The organism is Salinibacterium sp. NG253, assembly GCF_015864945.1.
Classification (GTDB): Bacteria; Actinomycetota; Actinomycetes; order Actinomycetales; family Microbacteriaceae; genus Rhodoglobus.
The window spans coordinates 108,443-127,304 of record NZ_JADYWF010000001.1 but is presented as its reverse complement, the minus strand read 5'-3'; the positions used below and the strand labels follow the sequence as shown (position 1 = coordinate 127,304).

Genomic DNA, 18,862 nt, shown 5'->3' with positions numbered 1-18,862 from the left:
AAGTGTTCTGGCAATTAGCGGCCTTGCCGCACACTCAGTGCTCGCGAAGGGCTAGCTGGGACGGAAAATGCCATTACTGGGAGCTGACACGTCGAACTCGCCCGCTTCGTCCGACGATCGAGTCGAGATAAGTGCTTCGAGCAAAGCTGCCTTTTCGTCCGAATCGCTAGCGCTGCCCCACACCACACGCTGACCGACTCCGGTCAACACAAAGGACACATCATCCTTGGTCGTCGCAGAAACGCTTTCGACCCGCGCTCGAAGCTCCGTTGGCAGAGATAACAACACCTCTGTCGCCGCGGTGAAGGCAGAACTCGAGACATCCGCTCCCCCGATATCGATCAGCGGTACTCCGGGAATCCTTTCTGCTGATTCCTGAATGGTGATGCCAGCGGGATCGACCAACGTGAACACTCCGTCGATCTTCACTGACCCGATCGGTTCACGTTCAACGATGTGAACGAGCAAAGTATCGGGCGGCACAATTTCGGTGACATAACTGCGGATCAACGGAAAGACCGACAGCTCTTCGTTGATGGCGTCAAAGTCGAGAAGCGCAAGCGGCGTTCCCTGTTGGGTCTCCACGGCAGCTTGAACCTCAGCGGGATCGATGCGGTTCGTTCCGTCAACCACTACCGTGCGCAACGCCAGAATCGGCGAGAACACAGCGACCGCAATCAGAGCGAGCAGCACGGCGACGAGCCCAGAAACCGAGAGCCACACAAACTTACGCGTGCGTGCGCGACGAGTGAACCGGCGAAGCTCCGCTTTCTCTGCACGCTTGCGAGCTAGCGCAGCACGACGAAGCTGGCGCTTCGCGTGAGCTTCAGGATTGGGTTCTTTGCGCTGCTTCGTGAGGCGCTGACGCGGCTCAGCCGCAGGCTTCGGCGCCGCTGTGGGCTTCGCTTCCGGCTTCGCTACGGAGGGCCCGGACTTCGGCGCGCGGGAGGATGTGGCATCTTTCTCCGGCTGCGACGAACGCTTTCGGCGAGACTTCGCCGGAGGCGGATCCGGCTGGGCAGCAGACTTATCGAACCCTTCAGGCCTCTTCACTCGGCACCTGATCTGCGACCGTCTCGGATGCCTCGACAACGGGATAACGATCGATCGCTGCGACAAGCTGCGGGATGATGCGATACACATCACCACAGCTCAGAGTCATGACAATGTCGCCCTCCTGAGCGATCTCAGCGACGCGTTGCGCCGCCAGCTCCCAGTCGGGCTGGTAGTCAACCCGCGAAGGATCGACAAAACCAGACGAGACGAGTTCTCCGGTGACACCAGGAATTGGGTCCTCACGCGCACCGAACACTCCGAGAACAACGGTGTGGTCTGCCAAGCGTTCGTAAACCTCGGCAAATTCAGGCGCCATGTCACGGGTGCGGCTGAAGAGGTGAGGTTGGTGCACAGCGATCAGCCGGCCGTTGCCCAACACACTGCGGGCGCCGCTGAGGGCTGCTTCGACTTCGGTGGGGTGATGAGCGTAGTCGTCGTACACGCTCACTCCATCGACGACAGCGTGCAGCTCGAAACGGCGCTGCGTGCCCGCAAAAGTGGAAACCGCATCAATGGCGGCTCCCAGTTCGTGACCAAGCCCGATCAGTACCGCAATCGCGCCTGCAGCGTTAAGAGCGTTGTGGTGCCCAGGAACAGCGAGTTGCACCCGCTCTTCGCGACCATCGACAACGACCGTGAATGCCACGGGCCCGAGAGACGTGACGGAATGGATGCGCACAGTCGCGTCATCCGCTTCACCAAACGTCACCACATTGTCGTGCGTGAGTCGCTTGGTCACCCGAATCGCGCCAGCATCATCGCTGGACACGACGACGGCCTCAGTAGCACGCGACGCAAACTCAACGAACGCGTCATCGAAGGCGTCGTGGGAGCCGTAGTGGTCGAGGTGATCCGCATCAACATTGGTGATCAGGGCAACAGCGGTGGAGTACAGCAAGAATGAGCCATCAGACTCGTCTGCTTCGACCACAAATAAATCATCGGTTCCTGAGCCCGAACTGGTGCCAAGACCCTGAATCACTCCGCCATTCACAAAGCTCGGCGACGTGCCAAGCTCGCGCAGCGCAGTGATAATCATCCCGGTCGACGTTGTCTTGCCATGAGCACCCGCAACGGCAACTAAGCGGGTCGATCCCACTAACCAAGCAAGGGCTTGAGAACGGTGCAAGACAGGGATGCCACGCTCAACCGCAGCGAGGTACTCGGGATTATCGGGCCAGAGCGCGCCCGTGTACACCAGCGCTTCCGCATCTCCGAGGTGAGCGGCGTCATGGCCGATCGAGATCGTGGCACCCGCTGCGTTCAGCGATGCGGTGTTTGCGTTCGCCGCCTTGTCGGAGCCGGTAACCGTGATTCCGGCATCCAAAAACATGCGGGCGATTCCGCTCATGCCTGCGCCACCGACACCAACAAAGTGCGCCGAGCGCAGTGGTCCGGGCAACGGCATAGACAAATCAGGAAAGATCATGATGTCAATGGTAGATCGCGGTCGAGAGCAAGATGAACAAGTGCGAGCATCCGGTCAGTACCATCCAGTGAACCAACGCTGGAGGCGCGAGCGGCCATGTCTGCGATCAAGGCCCGCTTGCGCAACATCGGAACGAGGTTGGAACTGACCCATTCAGGTACAAAGTTGGAATCCATGACAAGAATTGCGGCGCCAGCCTCTACAGCCGTTCGAGCGTTGAACTTCTGCTCACCATTGCCAACAGGGTACGGAACATAAATAGCGGGAACGCCGAGCCCCGTTAGTTCGGCGACAGTCGATGTGCCCGCCCGCGCAATCGCGAGGTCGGCCGCCGCGAGGGCGAGCTCCATGCGGTCACAGTACTTGACGACCACATAGCCAGAGAGCTGCTGATCATCCACAGCGTCCCGATACTCCCCCGTGATGTGCAGCACTTGCCAGCCCGCGCCCAAAATGCGCGTGATCGAAGCAGAAATGGTGTCGTTGATGCGCTTGGCTCCCGAAGAACCACCGGTCACGAGAAGCGTCGGCTTTTTAGGATCAAGACCGAAAAAGCTGTCGGCCTCGGTGCGTGCCGCAAACCGATCGAGCTTCTCGATTTCGGCCCGCAGCGGCATCCCCACGACAACACCGCCACGAATTGGCGTGCGATCGAAAGCGGTGCCGACAAACTTCGTGAAAAAGGAACCAAGACGGTTCGCGATTCCCGGGCGGCTATTGGCCTCATGGATGACAAGGGGAACTCCCGCCTTGCGCGCACCCAAATATGCCGGAGCCGCAACGTAGCCACCAAAGCCGACGACAACATCCACGCCGCGCTCGGCAATGATCGCGACAACCTCGTCAATAGTGGAGCGCAGTCGCGCCGGAAACTTCAACGCCGCCCGGTTCGGGCGACGCGGAAATGGAAGCTTCGCAATCGTGAGCAATTCAAAGCCGCGGGCAGGCACCAAACGAGCCTCTAGCCCTTCCTCGGTGCCCAAAATCAGCACCTCTGCTTCGGGTTCACTCCAGCGAATACGTTCGGCTACGGCGAGTAGCGGATTCACGTGGCCAGCGGTTCCTCCACCGGCAAGAAGGTAAGTAGTCATCGGCGTCCTCGTGCTCGATTAGCCGCCAGCATGCGGGAGCGATCTGCTGCAGTCTGAACGGGTGCCGCTGTCGGCACCGCCGTCGGCGCGGATGTTGGTTGAGCTGCGGGCCCAGAGGGTCGGGGCTTCGATTGTGCGGCCTTGTGGTCCGATCTCGCGAACGACAACACGATCCCGATAGCCAACAGGGTCGCGATGAGCGCAGATCCACCCGTTGATATCAGCGGTAACGGCACACCAAGCACGGGAAGAACTCCCAGCACCACCGCAAAATTCACGAAGGCCTGACCGACCGTCCACACCATCACGCCAGCGGTAGCGATGCGAACGAAGCTGTCGTTAGTGGTGCGGATGATGCGGATAAAAGCGATCGCCAAAACAACAAACAACAGCAAGACGACGATCGCGCCGATCAGGCCCAGTTCTTCACCGATGATCGCGAAAATGTAGTCGTTATCGGCGTGGGGCAACCATCCGCGCTTGGCGACCGAGTTGCCAAGACCGCGACCAAAGAGACCGCCGCCCGCAAGAGCCCAATACGCGTGATCGATTTGCCAGCACGAGTCCTGATAGTCGAGCTCGGTGCATCCGTTCAACCAGATATCAATTCGCGAGGTACGAGAACTACTTGTGGTGGCAAACAGCAGCGCTCCGACGACAACGGCGAGGAGACCGATCGACAGGAACTTCAGCCGTACACCGGCGAAGAAAAGGCATGCGAAGACGATGAGAAGCATGATGGATGCTGTTCCCAAGTCATTGCCGATAAGCACGAACCCGATAGCGGCACCGGCAACCGGCACGACCGGGAGCACAACCTGACGCCAATCATCCAACATGTCCTGTTTGGTCGACAGCACCCAGGCCACCCAGATGATGATGGCGACCTTCACGAACTCAGACGGTTGTGCGCTGAACGATCCGATTTGAATCCAGTTTTGGTTACCGCCGTAACCCCAACCGATACCGGGGACGAAAACGAGAAGCTGCAAGATCGCGCCAAGCACCAGTCCGGGGAAAGCCCACCGCTTCCAGAATTTCGTCGGCGCGCGTGACGCAACAAGCATCAGCGGGATGCCGAGGAGGGCGAACAACCCCTGACGCAAGAAGCTGCCAAAGAAGCCTTGATCGGCGGCGTAGGACTCCACCGATGACGAGGACAGCACCATCACAAGACCGAAAATTACGAGGAAGAGAGTGGTTCCCAAGAGCAGGAAAAAGTTGCTCGATTCCCCTGAAAAAATGCGTTTGACCGGGACGCGAGCGGCAACAGGCTCCTGCTGCTTCGGAGATGCGTCCGCGGATGCGGCGGCAGGTTGCGAGGCTTTCGGCCCGTTGGTCGGCCCGCTACTCGGCCGCTGGGGTCGGTGTGGTCGCTGAGGAGGCGTCATCGTCGTTCCCTCCTACTCGTTCGAGCACTGCTGCTGCGAACTTGTCTCCGCGATCTGCGTAACTCGTGAATTGATCCATGGATGCTGCCGCAGGCGCCAACAAGACGGTGTCGCCTTCGGTAGCGATTCCGTGCGCCATCTCGACGGCACGGGGCATCACGTGATCAGTGTCAGTCGGGTCAACCTCGAACACCGGAATCTGCGGCGCGTGTCGCTGGAATGCGGCCTGTATTGCCAGCCTGTCGTTACCAATGACGATTGCAGCTTTAAGTCTCCGAGCGTGTTTCTCAATCAAGGGCGCAACATCAATGCCCTTGAGCAGGCCGCCCAGAATCCACACCACAGGGTCGGCCGCGGAAAGCGATGCACTCGCGGCGTGCGAATTAGTGGCCTTGGAATCGTTGATCCACGTCACTCCCCCGCTGACGAGCACGACTTGATTACGGTGGCCATCGATTTCGAAACTAGCTACTCCCTCACGCACCGCTTCGATGCTTACGCCGGCGGCTCGAGTGAGTGCACTCGCCGCGAGAATGTTGGCGACCATGTGCGGCGCAGCGAGGTTGCGCTGGCGCAGCTCGTCGAGCGTGAATAGTTCGAGGGCAGCGTTGTGGCGGTCATCGCCGAACGCGCGGTCAGCGAGCAGGTCGCTGACAATACCGAAGTCGCTGGGACCAGGCGTATCGAGTCCGAACCCGATTGCACGGCATCCGTCGACCACTTCAGCATTTTCGACCATGGCCAGCGTCTCGGGCACCGCGCGATTGTAAACCGCGGCAATTTTCGTGTTGGCGTACACGGTCGCTTTTGCGTGCGCGTATGCCTCACGAGAACCGTGCCAATCGAGATGGTCGTCGGCAAAATTGAGACAGACGCTCGCGAGCGGTGAGATCGCACCAGCGCCCTCGCGCGGCATCCCGTGAAGTTGAAAACTCGAGAGCTCGACGACGAGAAAGTCAAAGCCATCGGGGTATCGAATCGCATCGAGCACCGGAATGCCGATGTTGCCGACGGCCCCAGCCCGGAAACCAGCCGTTGTCAGAATGTGGGCGGTCAGCTGCGCCGTGGTCGTTTTACCGTTGGTGCCGGTGATGGCGATCCATTCGGCAGGGGTACCCGTTTTGTCGCGCAGACGCCAGGCGAGTTCAATCTCGGTCCACATCGGCACAGCGTTCGTGCGGCACCACTCCACGAGAACGTGATCGAGCGGATAGCCAGGCGACACGATGACGACGTCTGGGGCATGCGCGGTGATCGCAGCGAGCTGGTCGTCAGCGCTGCCGCCGAGTGCCAGCTCGGCACCGATGACCTGCGCCATTTCAACACGGTTATCGGAAGCCGCGTCCGCGATCACGAGAACCCGAGCCTTAAGTTCGGTGAGGGTGTCGGCCGCTGAGAAGCCAGTCGCCCCCAGCCCGAGGACCGCGACGCTCAGTTCGCTCCAGGCCGAGTTCCAGCTGGTGAATGAGTTGAAATCGCGCACGACTACTGATTAATCCATTCCAGATAGAAGGTTCCGACGCCGGCCGCGACGAAGAGCGCAGCAATAAGCCAGAAACGCACCACAACAGTCACTTCTGCCCAACCTTTGAGCTCGAAGTGATGATGCAGCGGACTCATGAGGAAAATACGTTTACCGCCGGTGATCTTGAAGTAAGCACGTTGCAGAATCACGGAACCCGTAACGATAAGGAAGAGTCCACCGATCAGGATAAGCAACAGCTCGGTGCGGCTCATGATCGCGAGAGCAGCGAGGGCGCCTCCGAGACTAAGCGAACCTGTGTCGCCCATGAAGACCTGTGCCGGCGAGGTATTCCACCAGAGGAAGCCGATAAGCGCGCCGACGATCGCTGCGGCGATGATGGCGAGGTCAAGCGGGTCGCGGACCTCGTAGCACTTGTAGAGCACTTCACGATCGATGCTGGGGTTGCTGCACGACTGATTAGCTTGCCAAAACCCGATGACGATGTAGGACGCGATCGCGAAGATCGCTGACCCGGTCGCGAGGCCGTCAAGACCGTCGGCAACGTTCACACCGTTCGACGTGCTGACGATGATTAAAGTCACCCAGATGGCGAACAAAATAGCACCGATAACTACGCCGAAAGTGGCGAGGTCGAGCCAATCGATGTCCCGCAATCCCGAAATCTTTGAGGATGCTGGCGTGAGTCCGCCAGGATCAGGGAAGTTGAGGGCGAGGGCCGCGAAACCCGCGGCGACGATCACCTGACCGGCAACCTTTGACCAACCGCCAAGGCCGAGGCTTCGCTGTTTGCGAGTCTTCATGAAGTCATCGATGAAGCCGATGACGCCGAGACCCACCATAAGGTAGATCACGAGAAGCCCGGAAAGAGTTACGGGCTCACTAGCAACCCAGTGTCCGACGAAATAACCGATCGTCGAGCCCAAAATGAAGACGATTCCACCCATCGTGGGAGTGCCACGCTTGGTGTGATGGCTCTCGGGACCATCGTCACGAATGAACTGGCCCCATTTCAAGCGCACAAAGAGCTTGATGAACAGCGGGGTAAGCAGCAGCGTAAAGAAGAGCGAGAAGCCAGCAGCGACGAGGAGCGCGATCATGCGGTCACCCCGGCGATCCGGTCGCCCAAGTGTCGCAAGCCAGCAGAGTTCGACGATTTCACCAACACGACGTCGCCCTCTCGCAGTTCTTCACGCAGCACAGCGTATGCCTCTTCGACGCTATCCACGAGGACCGACTCTCCATCCCACGAACCTTCGAGGCCCGCAGCATTATGGATATGACGAGCTGCGTGACCGACCACGATGAGCTTCTGCACGTTTAATCGCACGATCAGCCGACCGATGCGGTCATGCTCGTCGTTCGCATAGTCTCCGAGTTCAGCAAGCTCCCCCAGCACCGCAACGGAGCGATTTTCGGGGCCAACGATCTGAACGAGCGTCTTCAGCGCGGCCGCCATCGAGTCAGGGCTCGCGTTGTACGCGTCATTGATGACTGTGATGCCACCGGGCGCCTTCAACAGTTCCATTCGCCAACGTTCCGCGCGTTCGATGGACTCCAACGCCTCAACCGCGCGAGCAGGGTCGATCCCCATAGCGCGCGCTGCCGAAATCGCGGCCAACGCGTTGGTGACGTGGTGTTCGCCGAGAATACGTAGCTGCACCGGAATCGTCTCGCCGCCGATGTGCAGCTCAAAAGCGGTGCCGTGAGAAGTCGCCTGAATATCGTCAGCCCATACTGCAGCACTCGAATCGAGGCCGAAGAGGACAACCTTAGCCTCCGTCTGCTGCGCCATAGCCCTCACGCGACCGTCATCACCGTTCAAAACCGCAGTCGCGGTCGACGGCAAATGGGAAACCATCTCAGACTTTGCTTGGGCCGTGACTGCGGCATCCCCAAATTTGCCAATGTGAGCCAAGCCGACCATCAGGACAATACCGACATCGGGCACGACGATCGACTGAAGGCGCGTGATGTCGCCGAGACCGTCTGCCCCCATCTCGACAACAAGAAACTTCGTGGAATCAGTGACGTTGAGCATCGTAATGGGCGCACCGACGTCATTATTGAACGAGCCCTCGGGGGCAACCGTTTCGCCTTGGCGCTCCAAAATCGCGCGCAACATGTTCTTCGTCGTCGTTTTGCCGTTGGAACCGGTTACCGCGACAACTTGGAGATCACCCTTGCTTCGCACAGAAGCAACGACAGTGCGTGCGAGAGCTTGGAGAGCCGCTACCCCATCCGCAACAATGATCTGCGGAACATCGAGCTCGAGTGGTCGTTCGGCGATCACGAGCGCTGCGCCATTTTCCACTGCCTTGGCAGCAAAGAGATGACCATCAGTGCTTTCGCCCCGCAGAGCAAAGAAAATGGAGCCCGGAGTATTGAGACGCGAATCAGTCTGCACGCTGCTCGCAGGGAGGCGTTGCTGACCGTCACTGCCATCACGGAGTTCTCCGTTGACGGCGGTGGCAATCTCGGCAATGCTCAGTTCGATCACGTGATGTGCTCCAGGGGTAGTTGACGCGGGGGGGAAGCTCACCAACGCAACGGCAGATCCGGTCCCGAAGTGTTTGACGGGGTTACACGGTAAGTGGTGAGCGTTTGGGCCATAATGTCGCGGAACGTCGAGGCAATGGCGCCGGAATATATGCTATCCGGGATCCCGGCTGTCGCGATCACAATGTACTCAGGGTCGTCTGCTGGGGCGAGGCCGGCGTAGGAAATTACTACGTCGCCGCCGTAGGCACCGTTTTCGGCGACCTGGGCCGTTCCACTCTTCACCGCGACCCGGTAACCGGGAATCTGAAGATTCGGAGCCGAACCACTAGAGCTGTACACCATCTCCATCATTTGGAGAGTCTGATCAGCAGCCGTCTCGGAAATAACCTGAGTGCCTTCGGCGGACGGAGTATCGGTGACTGTGCCATCAGGCCATTCGCATCCCTCCACGAGCACGGGGGGAAGGCGAACGCCATCGTTACCGAGAGCTTGGTAGGCGCTCGCCATCTGAATGGATGTCGTGCTCAGTCCTTGCCCGAATTGAACGGCGTAGTTGGTGCGCGCGTCCCAATCTTTGGCTTCATAGAGCGTGCCGCTCGATTCACCGTTGAAACCGATCCCGGTCTCTTCGCCAAGCCCGAAGGCCTGCAGGTAATCGTGGCGAGACGCCGCGTCAAGTAGGTCCGTATATTGCGCGATCGCCGTGTTCGATGACTCAACGAGAGCGCCCGCAAGGGTCAGCCGCTGGTCTTCGTGATAGAAGGAATCGCTAATCGTTCCGCCACCGTTTGTCAGTTCAAGCGCATACGGCGAGACAACTTGCGTTTGCTGGTTGGCAACTCCAGCGTCGATCAACGAGGCAGCAGTCAACGCCTTCACCGTCGACCCAGGCTCATACGGCGTGCTAAATGCTCGCGAACCCAAAGCGCCACGATCAGCGAGGTCGACGTTGTTGGGGTCCACGGTCGGCCAGTCGCTAACCGCAAGAAGGTGAGCATCGCTGACACGCATCACGACACCCGTTGCCCACGTAGCGCCGAGGGACTCCGCGGTCTGCGCCATCCGCTGCTGAACGTAGAACTGAAGATCTCGGTCGATCGTCAGCGTGAGCGTGCCACCGTCCTGCGGTTCGATCGATTCGACCGCGCTTCCGGGCAACGCGACGCCGTCTTCACCGCGCGCGTAACTCGCTTCAACGTCTTGGCCTGCGAGGCACTCATCGCCCGTCAGCTCGACGCCAGCCTGAGGGCCGTCTGTGCCGATGAATCCCACGAGGTTACCGGCGATTTCGCCGTTCGGATAGCTGCGTTCTGGGCTCAGCTCGTAGTAAAGCCACGTGATGTCTAGCTCGCCAACGGCCTGATACTGCTCGAGAGTGATGCCCTTCGCCAAATACTCGAAGTCGGATTCCGGGTTGTCCAGAATCATGGCGAGCAGTTCATCGGGATCTCCCCCAATGATGTCCGTGATCTTCGTCAAGTCCTCGAGCACCACCACGGAAGCATTCTCACGCAGCAGAGTCACCCGTGGTGAGATGACGATATCGAAACGCTCGACGCTGTCAGCGAGCACTGCACCATTCGTATCGACGATGTCGCCGCGGGTTCCGTAGGTCACCCGGGTCAGCGTTCGCTTGGTGTCCGCCTCCGCATTGAGCGTTTCGGCCTGGACGATCTGCAGGTCAACAAGACGAACAACAAAAATGCCCGTCAAGACGACGATTGTGAGGATGACAAAGGCCACTCGCGCGCGAGTTGAGCGTGGTTTCATCGAGTCTCCCCCAGAAGGTTCATCTCAATCATCGCGTGACAGGAGCAGGAATCGCGTTATTCGCAGGCTCTGGCGCGGCGATAGCCGACTCCGTCGCAGCAGTTCCCGAGGCAGCAGCAGTAACCGTCGTCGCGGCGGACGCCGCAGCAGTCTTTGCCGCCGCCGCAGCGGCAGCCGCCGTCTCCGCGCTCACGAGCGGAACGTCGGTAAGAAGAGTGTTGCCGACAAGGCCACAACTGCCACCGCATCCGGTCGGATCCGCGCTTCCAGGAAGTCGGAAGACAGAACCATCAGAAATATTCAACGAATACGGTGTCGCGTTGGGCACCATGCCAAACCCAGCCGCCTGAGCAGCAAGATTTTGAGATGACGACTGCAAAGAAAGGGACTCGAGCAAGCTCTGCTCCGTGCGGATAAGCACCTTCTGCTCGTACTGCAAAGAGTCAATTTGGTAAGCACCCTGAGTCACCACAATGCTGAGCAGGAGTTGCGCAGCAAGGATCACGAAAAAACTTGCGACAGTAACTACCGCGTACAGCATGCGCGGTCGAGCTTTGCGCTGTGCCTTCGTCGTAACAATCTCAATGTGAGACGGACGTGCGGTTGGCTGGTGAAGCGGCAGTGGCTGAGCGTGAGCGAGGTTAGTGCTCATGAGATGACTCGCATTCGTTCTATCGCTCGCAGTCGAACGGGCTTTGCTCGGGGGTTAAGGGCTTGTTCTGCTTCGCTGGCTTGCTCTGATCCACGAACAAGTAGCTTGAGTTCCGGCTTGTGCTCGGGAAGCTCAACGGGAAGTCCGGCTGGAGCGGTGGACTTGGCGCGTCGTTGTAGCTCGCGCTTGACGATGCGGTCCTCCAGCGACTGGTACGCCAACACGACCATCCGTCCGCCGAGGGCGAGGGAATCGACCGCGGCGGGAATCGCCCGTTCGAGAACCGACAGTTCTTGGTTCACTTCGATGCGCAACGCCTGAAACACACGCTTGGCAGGATGTCCCGCACGCTGGGCCGCCGCGGGAGTGGCGGCAATGACGAGCTCCACCAATTGAGCGGATGTCGTCAGCGGCTGCTGTTCGCGGAACTGCACGATGCGGCTAGCAAATCGCGGTGCAAGTTTTTCGTCGCCGTAGGCGTAGAAGATGCGACGGAGTTCGAGCTCGCTGTAGGTGGCGAGGATGTGCTCGGCCGTGACCGGCGTCGAGGCATCCATGCGCATATCTAGCGGAGCGTCTTGAGAATAGGAGAACCCGCGCTCAACACGGTCGAGTTGAAGGGATGAGACTCCGAGGTCGAAAAAGATGCCTTCGACTGACGAGATTCCCAACGAATCGAGTGCCTGCGGAATTTCGTCGTAGACAGCATGAACAAAGTGCGTGCGGCTAGCGAAAGGCTCAAGCCGACGTCGAGCGATAGCAAGAGCGTCCTCGTCTCTGTCAATGCCCACGAGTGTGAGGTCGGGGAACCGCTGGAGGAATGCCTCCGCATGTCCGGCCATCCCGAGAGTTCCGTCGACCAGAACTGCTCCCGGTGCGTTCAGCGCTGGAGCGAGCAACTCAATCGAGCGCTCAAGGAGTACTGGGGTGTGAATGGTGTTGTCAGCCATGGTGTTAGGGCTAGTTCTCAGATGCTGATCCCCATCCGACTCGACCTGATATCGGGGAAGAAAATCAGGGCGTTCGGCTGGGAGTCAGCGTCGAAGAGCTAGAAGAGTCCCGGAATCACCTCCTCGGTGGTATTGACGAAATCGGCCTCGGTGGCCTCGTAGTAGTTGTTCCAGGCCTCGGTGTCCCAGATTTCAGCGCGGTTACCCGCGCCAATCACAGTCAGGTCGCGCCCCAGCCCGGCATACTCGCGTAGCCCAGCGGGGATCGTTACCCGGTGCTGCTTGTCAGGCGTCTCTTGGTTAGCGCCAGAAAGAAAGAGACGCAAAAAATCGCGACCCTGCTTGCTCGTGACCGGCGCCTTGCGAATCGCTTCGTGCATTACTTCAAACTCGCGCTGACTGAACACGTAGAGGCAGCGCTCTTGGCCACGAGTGACCACAACGCCCGATGCGAGTTCCTCACGAAACTTCGCCGGCAGGATGATACGGCCCTTGTCGTCGAGCTTGGGGGCGTAGGTGCCTAGAAACACGGCGCCCTCCCCTCAATCTCCGGCCCGGATTCTGGTTGCCTCCACTTTACTCCACTTTCAACCACATATCTAAGGTTTTTCGGCAAACTGCGTGAAAGTTATCCACAGAGCCCAGCAATTACAAGGAATTTTGGGGTGGAGGAAAATGGAGCGAAAATGACCGATTGTGGGTCGTCAACCCCAATCAGGGCACAAAAAAAGGACCAGCCCGAAGGCTGGTCCTTGAAAGTGGAGGGAGTGGGAGCTAGCTATTGCCGTCCTGGCGGCGATCCCAACGCTGGTTGATCGTGTCCATAAACGAGGTGCCGCGCTTAGCCGAGCGGCCAGACGAGGCAGATGACGGTTCAGGCATTTCGTCGGCGTCTCCGGCACGCGGTGGCGCTACGAAAAGCAACACACCAACAAACATGACGACGAACCCAAGCACGCCGACAAGAGGCTGCTGGATGATGACACCCGTCAGTAACGCAATGATTCCGGCGACCCCGACAAGCACGCCAACAACCATCATTCGATAGTTGGGCTTACCTTTGCGGGGGCTGACTGCGCTGACGAAATCGGCATCGTTTTGATAGAGGCTGCGCTCCATCTCGTCGAGGGCCCGCTGCTCTTGCTCTGAAAGCGGCATTCCGTTCCCCTCTCTCTGGGATTCACGGCTAGATCTCTATAGTACGCCTCCATTCACTAGGTAGGCTAGACGGGTGCCTGAGAGTAACCAGTTAGTTGACCTTGTCCAGCTGAAAATCGACGAGTTTCTCACCGAGAAGCGCGATGAACTTAATGCGATCGCCCCCGAGTTGACAGCCCTCACCGACGTCGGTGGTGGGCTTCTCGCGGGCGGCAAGCGTTTTCGGGCGCTGTTCTGTTACTGGGGATGGCAATCAGTCGCCGGTCTCTCCTCGTCTGACGACCCCTTCGCTGAGAACTCCGCGAGTAAAGACCTCACGGGTGTGTTGCTTTCGGCATCCGCCCTCGAACTCTTCCACGCGGCAGCACTCGTGCACGACGACATCATGGATCGCTCCGACACCCGCCGCGGTGCGCCTTCCGCTCATCGCCGCTTCGAAAAAATGCACATCGACGGCGGATGGAGTGGCAGTGCCGAAGCATACGGAGAATCATCCGCACTCCTGCTCGGAGATTTGCTCTTGGGCTGGAGCGACGAGCTCTTAGGGCGCGGTATCGCTACGCTCCCCCGCCCCTCAGCTCTGGCGGCGCGCAAGGAATTCATGACGATGCGCACAGAGGTCATGGCTGGGCAGTTTTTAGACATCCACGATGAGAGCGCGTGGGCAAGCTACCCCGAGTCAGAAGCCCTCGACCGTGCGCAGCGTGTCTTAATCTACAAGTCTGCGAAGTACAGCGTTGAGGCCCCGCTCGCGCTCGGCGCCAGTCTGGGTGCCGGCACCGACGAGCAAATGGCTGCGCTCCGCAGCTTCGGGCTTCCCCTTGGCGTTGCGTTCCAACTGCGCGATGACGTGCTCGGCATTTTCGGAGATCCCGAAGTGACGGGCAAGCCCGCCGGCGACGACCTGCGCGAAGGCAAGCGCACAGCAATCATTGCGATCGCTCGCGAAAAACTCTCGACCAGCGCCAACGCCATCCTGGACGAGCTGCTCGGCGACCCCGATCTCAGCGATGAGCAAGTGAACATGATTCGTTCAACGCTCGAAGAATCTGGTGCTGTCGCAAAGGTAGAGAAGGTTATCGCCCGCAACCTCGAACGCGCGTGTGAGGCAATCGAGACAGCAAACCTCGCGCCGACGGCGCGTGCCCGCCTCCTCGAATTGGCCGAAGCCGCTACAACGCGATCGTTCTAGGGCGCTAGTGAGCTCGAGCGATTAGAGCGCTGGGCGCCACAGAGTGTGGCCGCCCGTGCACTAGTGCGCTGCCGCGCTGAGCGTGCTTAGAAACCGAGGGCCTGAGCGACACGGCGAACTTCAGCCTTGCGACCAGCTCGGAGAGCCTCAACGGGCGCGACGCCCAAACTCGGCTCGCTAGTGAGCAACCAGTTCATTGATTCATCGGACGAGAATCCGGCGTCCGAAAGAACGATTACGGTGCCCCTCAGTTCGCGCAGCGGCGATCCGTCGACGATGAATACGTCGGGAACCTGCCACACTCCATCGATTTTGCTCGCGAGGAGGGCGCCTTCCTCAATGAGGCGACGCACTTGGCTCACCTTGAGTCCGAGGAGCTCGGTGAGGTCTGGAACAGTAAGCCAGTTGATGGTGGGTGATTCAGTCACACGTTAAGACTGCCACGACCCAGGAGTTAAACCTGACAGTTCGCACGGCATACCCAGAATATTCATTAGTGAACTTAGGTAACACCAGTCACATCAGTCACACTAGCCACAATGGTTGACACTAATAAGCTTCTGTGACAGCGTTGAGCCGGTGATCTCAGTGATCACATGTACCTTCTCGGGGCCGGGAGCAGGAAGAACGCCATGACACATTTCACAATTGACGACACAGACAACATTGCTTCGACCGTTTTTGCGGGGCTAGTGCCCGCAGCATCCGTCGGATCACCTGATCGAGCTCGACGCATCGCTCAACAGCGCGCCCGCGTCAACCGTGGCGTCATGAATACCGTTCCCGTTCTCTTGGTCGGGTCACTCGCCGCTGCGACGTTCAACCTCACCGGGCCAGTAGAACCCGTCAACGCTAAAACGCCTGACGATCCCCGACTTTCGACGGAACGCGCCGCCAAGCCGACTCGGGTAGCAACTACGACGATCAGCGAAGCTTCAACCACAATCATCGGGCCCGCTCCGGCGAGCTACCGCGTTGCTGAAGGCGATACTGTCAGCGACATCGCCTCGCGCTATGGACTCTCCACAGCATCCGTCTTGGCATTGAACGGGCTGAGCTGGTCATCAATGATCTTCCCCGGACAAGAGCTCAAGCTGACGAAGGACGTCGTCAATACCGTCCCCAGCGTGAACCACGTCAAAACCACCAACGGTCAGTACACGATCGTCGCTGGTGACACGATCAGCGGCATCGCCCACAAATTTGGCGTCTCAACGATTTCAGTGATGTCAGCAAACGGTCTCGGCTGGTCGAGCATCATCTACCCGGGACAGCTGCTGATAGTTCCCGGCAACTTGAGTTCCCCCAGCCAGGAAACCGAAGAGTACGATTTCACCGCCGACGACGACGCCCCTAGCGAGAACGCGTCATCAATCGTCACCGAGGATGCCGCAGCGGATGTCGTCGAGACTCCCACCGAAGTCGAGGTTGAGGTCGAAGCCCCAGCCCCCGTCGTGGAACCAGAGTCCGAACCAGCGCCTATCGCTGAAACGGCCCCGGCTCCTGTCGAGGGAAGCACCTACCTAGTCGTTTCTGGTGACACCGCCTCCTCCATCGCATCGCGCGCCGGAATCTCCACTCAAGCGCTACTCGACGCAAACGGCCTAACCTCGTCAACCGTGATTTACATCGGGGACAAACTGACGATCCCCTCGTCAAGCTCTGTACTCGCCAGCACCGGCGGAAGTGTCACCTACCTCAACTCTGAAATGCGTGCGAACGCCCAAGTGATCATTCAAGTCGGCCGCGATCTTGGCGTCTCCGACTACGGCATCACAATTGCGCTCGCCACCGCCATGCAAGAGTCGAGCTTGCGCAACCTCACCTGGGGTGACCGCGACTCTGTCGGCCTCTTCCAACAGCGCCCAAGCTCAGGCTGGGGAACTGTCAGCCAACTCACCACACCGTCTTATGCGGCGCGGCTGTTCTACGGCGGATCGAGCAACCCCAACAAGGGAATCACGCGCGGATTGTTGGAAATCTCGGGCTGGCAGAACATGAGCCTGACCCAAGCAGCACAGGCCGTTCAAATCTCAGCGCACCCTGATGCATACGCAAAATGGGAGACATCCGCCCGATCTTGGCTAGAACAGCTCGGCTAAGCGCCAGAATAGCCGTGTCTAGCGGCACTCTCGAAGCTCAGAACTTTAGACTCTGAAGGTGAATGCGAACTCTACTGATCCGATGATCGGCCGTCTGCTCGACGGTCGGTATCAGATTCGTTCGCGCATCGCGCGTGGCGGCATGGCAACCGTGTACCTTGCCACCGACCAACGGCTCGAACGCAAAGTCGCCATCAAGGTAATGCACGGCCACCTTGCCGACGACAGCAAGTTCAAGGAACGCTTCGTTCAAGAGGCTCGATCCTCAGCACGGTTGGCCCACCCCAACGTCGTCAACGTCTTCGACCAAGGGCAAGACAGCGACATGGCCTACTTGGTAATGGAATACCTGCCCGGCATCACTCTGCGCGATCTGCTGCTCGAACACCGCATCCTCACAACCGAGCAGACGCTCGACATTATGGAAGCCGTGCTCGCCGGCCTCGCCGCCGCCCACAAAGCTGGCATCGTTCACCGCGACCTCAAACCAGAGAACGTGTTACTCGCCGACGACGGCCGCATCAAGATCGCCGACTTCGGACTCGCCCGTGCCGCTAGCGCCAACACCGCTACCGGCGCCTCACTGCTCGGGACAATCGCGTATCTCTCCCCCGAACTTGTGACTCGTGGACTCGCTGACACCCGCAGCGACATCTACGCCGTCGGCATCATGATGTACGAAATGCTCGTGGGCGAGCAACCCTTCAAGGGTGAGCAACCCATGCAGATTGCTTATCAGCACGCCAATGACGCCGTGCCGAGCCCCAGCTCACGCAACCACCTCGTTCCCGCAGAACTCGACGATCTCGTGCTCTGGGCGACCGCGCGCGAGCCGGATGACCGCCCCAAAGACGCACGAGTGCTGCTCGACCAGCTGTACCAAACGCACAGTTCGCTCATGACCGCGCTGCCGCCCACGGCATCCACTGCAGTTCAGCGAACGATGGTGCTCCCGAGCGCTCCGGCGGAAGAACCACAGAACTCGACGGCAGACACCCAGGTATTCGGCGCAGAGCTTCAGCAGGTTGCCGCTCCGGCTCCGACCCAAGTGTCCGAGAACACCACCACGCTGTCGACCCGCGCGACGAAACGAAAGTCACGCGGCTGGTGGCTGCTCGTCCTCATCGTTCTGCTCGTCGGTGGTGCAGCCGGTGCTGGCTGGTACTTCGGGGCTGGCCCCGGCTCACAAGTGACGATTCCTGACAGCATCCGCAATGCAACGCCCGAAGAAGCCCAAGCAATCTTGGAAGACCTTGGGCTCGTCGTCAGCGATGAACTCGGCGAAACCTTCGACCCAGTGGTCGCGGTCGACCTTGTGGCGAACTCCGCTCCAGAAGTGGGTGCGAGCGTGCCGAACGGCTCTCCCGTGCAGCTACTGATCTCGCAGGGGCCGCGCCCACTCGCTGTGCCTGACTTCTCTGGAATGACAGAAGAAGAAGCGCGCGCTGCTATCGAAGCAGCCCCCTTCACCCTTGTCGAGCCCATCATCAAACAGTTCGACAGCGATATCGCGGCGGGTCTCGTCGTTGATGTGCTTGGTGCAGACTCCGCATCAATTCTCGGAGCCGAAAATTACGGCGAGCTTCAAGACGTAACCCTCGTTATCTCCGCAGGCGCGCTGCCCGATGTCACGTGCTCTACCGTCGACGAAGCAACGCAAACCCTTGCCGGAGTCGGGCTGAACGCCGATACCGGCATCCAAGTATTCAGCGACTGCCAAGAAGGTACCGTGGTTGCCATCGACTCCGAAAAGAATGCGGATGGGGTTGCCCGCACATTCCGCGAAGGCGATACTGCGACCCTGATCATCTCGAAGGGCCCGGACCTCGTGCAGGTGCCCGACGTTTCCGGAGAGACAATCAATGGGGCCATCGCGGAGCTCGAGGAACTCGACTTCATCGTCAACGTCGAGACCGACCTGCCGCAGGGGTTCTGGGGTTCCGGCCTCGCCATAGTTTCCGGCACCGACCCGTCAGCGGGCGAGGCGATCAAGCGCGGCTCTGAAGTCACCGTTTACGGTCCGCAGATCTAGCTTCGGTTCCCGCCACAGCGTCAAGTGGGCTGTGGCTCGCTACACCGCGAAAAA

The 18,862-nt window shown here is 59.5% G+C and carries 16 protein-coding genes; 3 read left to right on the top strand and 13 right to left on the bottom strand.

The genetic code is table 11. The annotated features are described in order from the left end of the window. Positions 1 to 51: 51 nt before the first annotated feature. The 12 genes from I6E52_RS00645 to I6E52_RS00590 form a co-directional block, all read right to left on the bottom strand. Positions 52 to 1,053, bottom strand: a complete 1,002-nt coding sequence (locus tag I6E52_RS00645; RefSeq protein WP_307842300.1) for an FtsQ-type POTRA domain-containing protein — start codon at positions 1,051 to 1,053, stop codon at positions 52 to 54. Next, positions 1,040 to 2,485, bottom strand: a complete 1,446-nt coding sequence (murC, locus tag I6E52_RS00640) for a UDP-N-acetylmuramate--L-alanine ligase (RefSeq protein ID WP_197154221.1) — start codon at positions 2,483 to 2,485, stop codon at positions 1,040 to 1,042. The genes I6E52_RS00645 and murC overlap by 14 nt, the downstream gene beginning before the upstream one ends. Continuing rightward, positions 2,482 to 3,576, bottom strand: coding sequence for a glycosyltransferase (locus tag I6E52_RS00635; protein ID WP_197154220.1), 1,095 nt, complete (start codon positions 3,574 to 3,576; stop codon positions 2,482 to 2,484). The genes murC and I6E52_RS00635 overlap by 4 nt, the downstream gene beginning before the upstream one ends. After that, the gene (gene ftsW / locus I6E52_RS00630; protein WP_197154219.1) at positions 3,573 to 4,967 is read right to left on the bottom strand and encodes a putative lipid II flippase FtsW; all 1,395 of its coding nucleotides are present in this window, start codon (positions 4,965 to 4,967) and stop codon (positions 3,573 to 3,575) included. Before ftsW ends, I6E52_RS00635 begins: the two co-directional genes overlap by 4 nt. After that, a complete protein-coding gene (gene murD, locus I6E52_RS00625; RefSeq protein WP_197154218.1) occupies positions 4,924 to 6,450 on the bottom strand; it encodes a UDP-N-acetylmuramoyl-L-alanine--D-glutamate ligase in 1,527 nt (508 codons plus the stop codon). The genes ftsW and murD overlap by 44 nt, the downstream gene beginning before the upstream one ends. A gap of 2 nt (positions 6,451 to 6,452) precedes the next feature. Beyond that, positions 6,453 to 7,550: a phospho-N-acetylmuramoyl-pentapeptide-transferase gene (gene mraY, locus I6E52_RS00620; protein WP_197154217.1), complete on the bottom strand. Its 1,098-nt coding sequence runs from the start codon at positions 7,548 to 7,550 to the stop codon at positions 6,453 to 6,455. Continuing rightward, positions 7,547 to 8,950 carry a UDP-N-acetylmuramoyl-tripeptide--D-alanyl-D-alanine ligase gene (murF, locus tag I6E52_RS00615; RefSeq protein WP_197154215.1) on the bottom strand — a complete coding sequence of 468 codons (1,404 nt, stop codon included), beginning with the start codon at positions 8,948 to 8,950 and terminating at the stop codon, positions 7,547 to 7,549. Before murF ends, mraY begins: the two co-directional genes overlap by 4 nt. A gap of 38 nt (positions 8,951 to 8,988) precedes the next feature. After that, a complete protein-coding gene (locus I6E52_RS00610) occupies positions 8,989 to 10,722 on the bottom strand; it encodes a penicillin-binding protein 2 (RefSeq protein ID WP_197154213.1) in 1,734 nt (577 codons plus the stop codon). 28 nt (positions 10,723 to 10,750) lie between these two features. Beyond that, entirely contained in the window at positions 10,751 to 11,374 is a 624-nt protein-coding gene (locus tag I6E52_RS00605) for a hypothetical protein (RefSeq protein ID WP_197154211.1), read from the bottom strand. Continuing rightward, entirely contained in the window at positions 11,371 to 12,324 is a 954-nt protein-coding gene (gene rsmH / locus I6E52_RS00600) for a 16S rRNA (cytosine(1402)-N(4))-methyltransferase RsmH (protein WP_197154209.1), read from the bottom strand. The genes I6E52_RS00605 and rsmH overlap by 4 nt, the downstream gene beginning before the upstream one ends. A gap of 98 nt (positions 12,325 to 12,422) precedes the next feature. After that, the gene (mraZ, locus tag I6E52_RS00595) at positions 12,423 to 12,854 is read right to left on the bottom strand and encodes a division/cell wall cluster transcriptional repressor MraZ (RefSeq protein WP_129071303.1); all 432 of its coding nucleotides are present in this window, start codon (positions 12,852 to 12,854) and stop codon (positions 12,423 to 12,425) included. Positions 12,855 to 13,098: 244 nt separating this feature from the next. Continuing rightward, the gene (locus I6E52_RS00590; RefSeq protein WP_197154207.1) at positions 13,099 to 13,482 is read right to left on the bottom strand and encodes a DUF3040 domain-containing protein; all 384 of its coding nucleotides are present in this window, start codon (positions 13,480 to 13,482) and stop codon (positions 13,099 to 13,101) included. Between the two features lie 73 nt (positions 13,483 to 13,555). Between I6E52_RS00590 and I6E52_RS00585 the strand changes: the two genes are divergently transcribed. Further along, positions 13,556 to 14,674, top strand: a complete 1,119-nt coding sequence (locus I6E52_RS00585) for a polyprenyl synthetase family protein (RefSeq protein ID WP_197154205.1) — start codon at positions 13,556 to 13,558, stop codon at positions 14,672 to 14,674. A gap of 86 nt (positions 14,675 to 14,760) precedes the next feature. Here I6E52_RS00585 and I6E52_RS00580 read toward each other — a convergent pair whose 3' ends face one another. Continuing rightward, entirely contained in the window at positions 14,761 to 15,102 is a 342-nt protein-coding gene (locus I6E52_RS00580; RefSeq protein WP_197124927.1) for an Rv2175c family DNA-binding protein, read from the bottom strand. Positions 15,103 to 15,306: 204 nt separating this feature from the next. Here I6E52_RS00580 and I6E52_RS00575 point away from each other — a divergent pair, with 204 nt between their 5' ends. Together I6E52_RS00575 and pknB are read left to right on the top strand one after the other, a co-directional pair. After that, a complete protein-coding gene (locus I6E52_RS00575; protein WP_231601718.1) occupies positions 15,307 to 16,776 on the top strand; it encodes a LysM peptidoglycan-binding domain-containing protein in 1,470 nt (489 codons plus the stop codon). Between the two features lie 58 nt (positions 16,777 to 16,834). Next, positions 16,835 to 18,808: a Stk1 family PASTA domain-containing Ser/Thr kinase gene (pknB, locus tag I6E52_RS00570; protein ID WP_197154204.1), complete on the top strand. Its 1,974-nt coding sequence runs from the start codon at positions 16,835 to 16,837 to the stop codon at positions 18,806 to 18,808. The last annotated feature ends 54 nt before the right edge of the window (positions 18,809 to 18,862 follow it).

Bases quoted from the DNA above. Each gene is read 5' to 3' on its own strand.
- I6E52_RS00575 (WP_231601718.1), top strand. From the start codon at position 15,307: ATGACACATTTCACAATTGACGACACAGACAACATTGCTTCGACCGTT.
- I6E52_RS00610 (WP_197154213.1), bottom strand. From the start codon at position 10,722: ATGAAACCACGCTCAACTCGCGCGCGAGTGGCCTTTGTCATCCTCACA.
- I6E52_RS00605 (WP_197154211.1), bottom strand. From the start codon at position 11,374: ATGAGCACTAACCTCGCTCACGCTCAGCCACTGCCGCTTCACCAGCCA.
- rsmH (WP_197154209.1), bottom strand. From the start codon at position 12,324: ATGGCTGACAACACCATTCACACCCCAGTACTCCTTGAGCGCTCGATT.
- I6E52_RS00590 (WP_197154207.1), bottom strand. From the start codon at position 13,482: ATGCCGCTTTCAGAGCAAGAGCAGCGGGCCCTCGACGAGATGGAGCGC.
- mraY (WP_197154217.1), bottom strand. From the start codon at position 7,550: ATGATCGCGCTCCTCGTCGCTGCTGGCTTCTCGCTCTTCTTTACGCTG.
- ftsW (WP_197154219.1), bottom strand. From the start codon at position 4,967: ATGACGCCTCCTCAGCGACCACACCGACCCCAGCGGCCGAGTAGCGGG.
- I6E52_RS00635 (WP_197154220.1), bottom strand. From the start codon at position 3,576: ATGACTACTTACCTTCTTGCCGGTGGAGGAACCGCTGGCCACGTGAAT.
- murC (WP_197154221.1), bottom strand. From the start codon at position 2,485: ATGATCTTTCCTGATTTGTCTATGCCGTTGCCCGGACCACTGCGCTCG.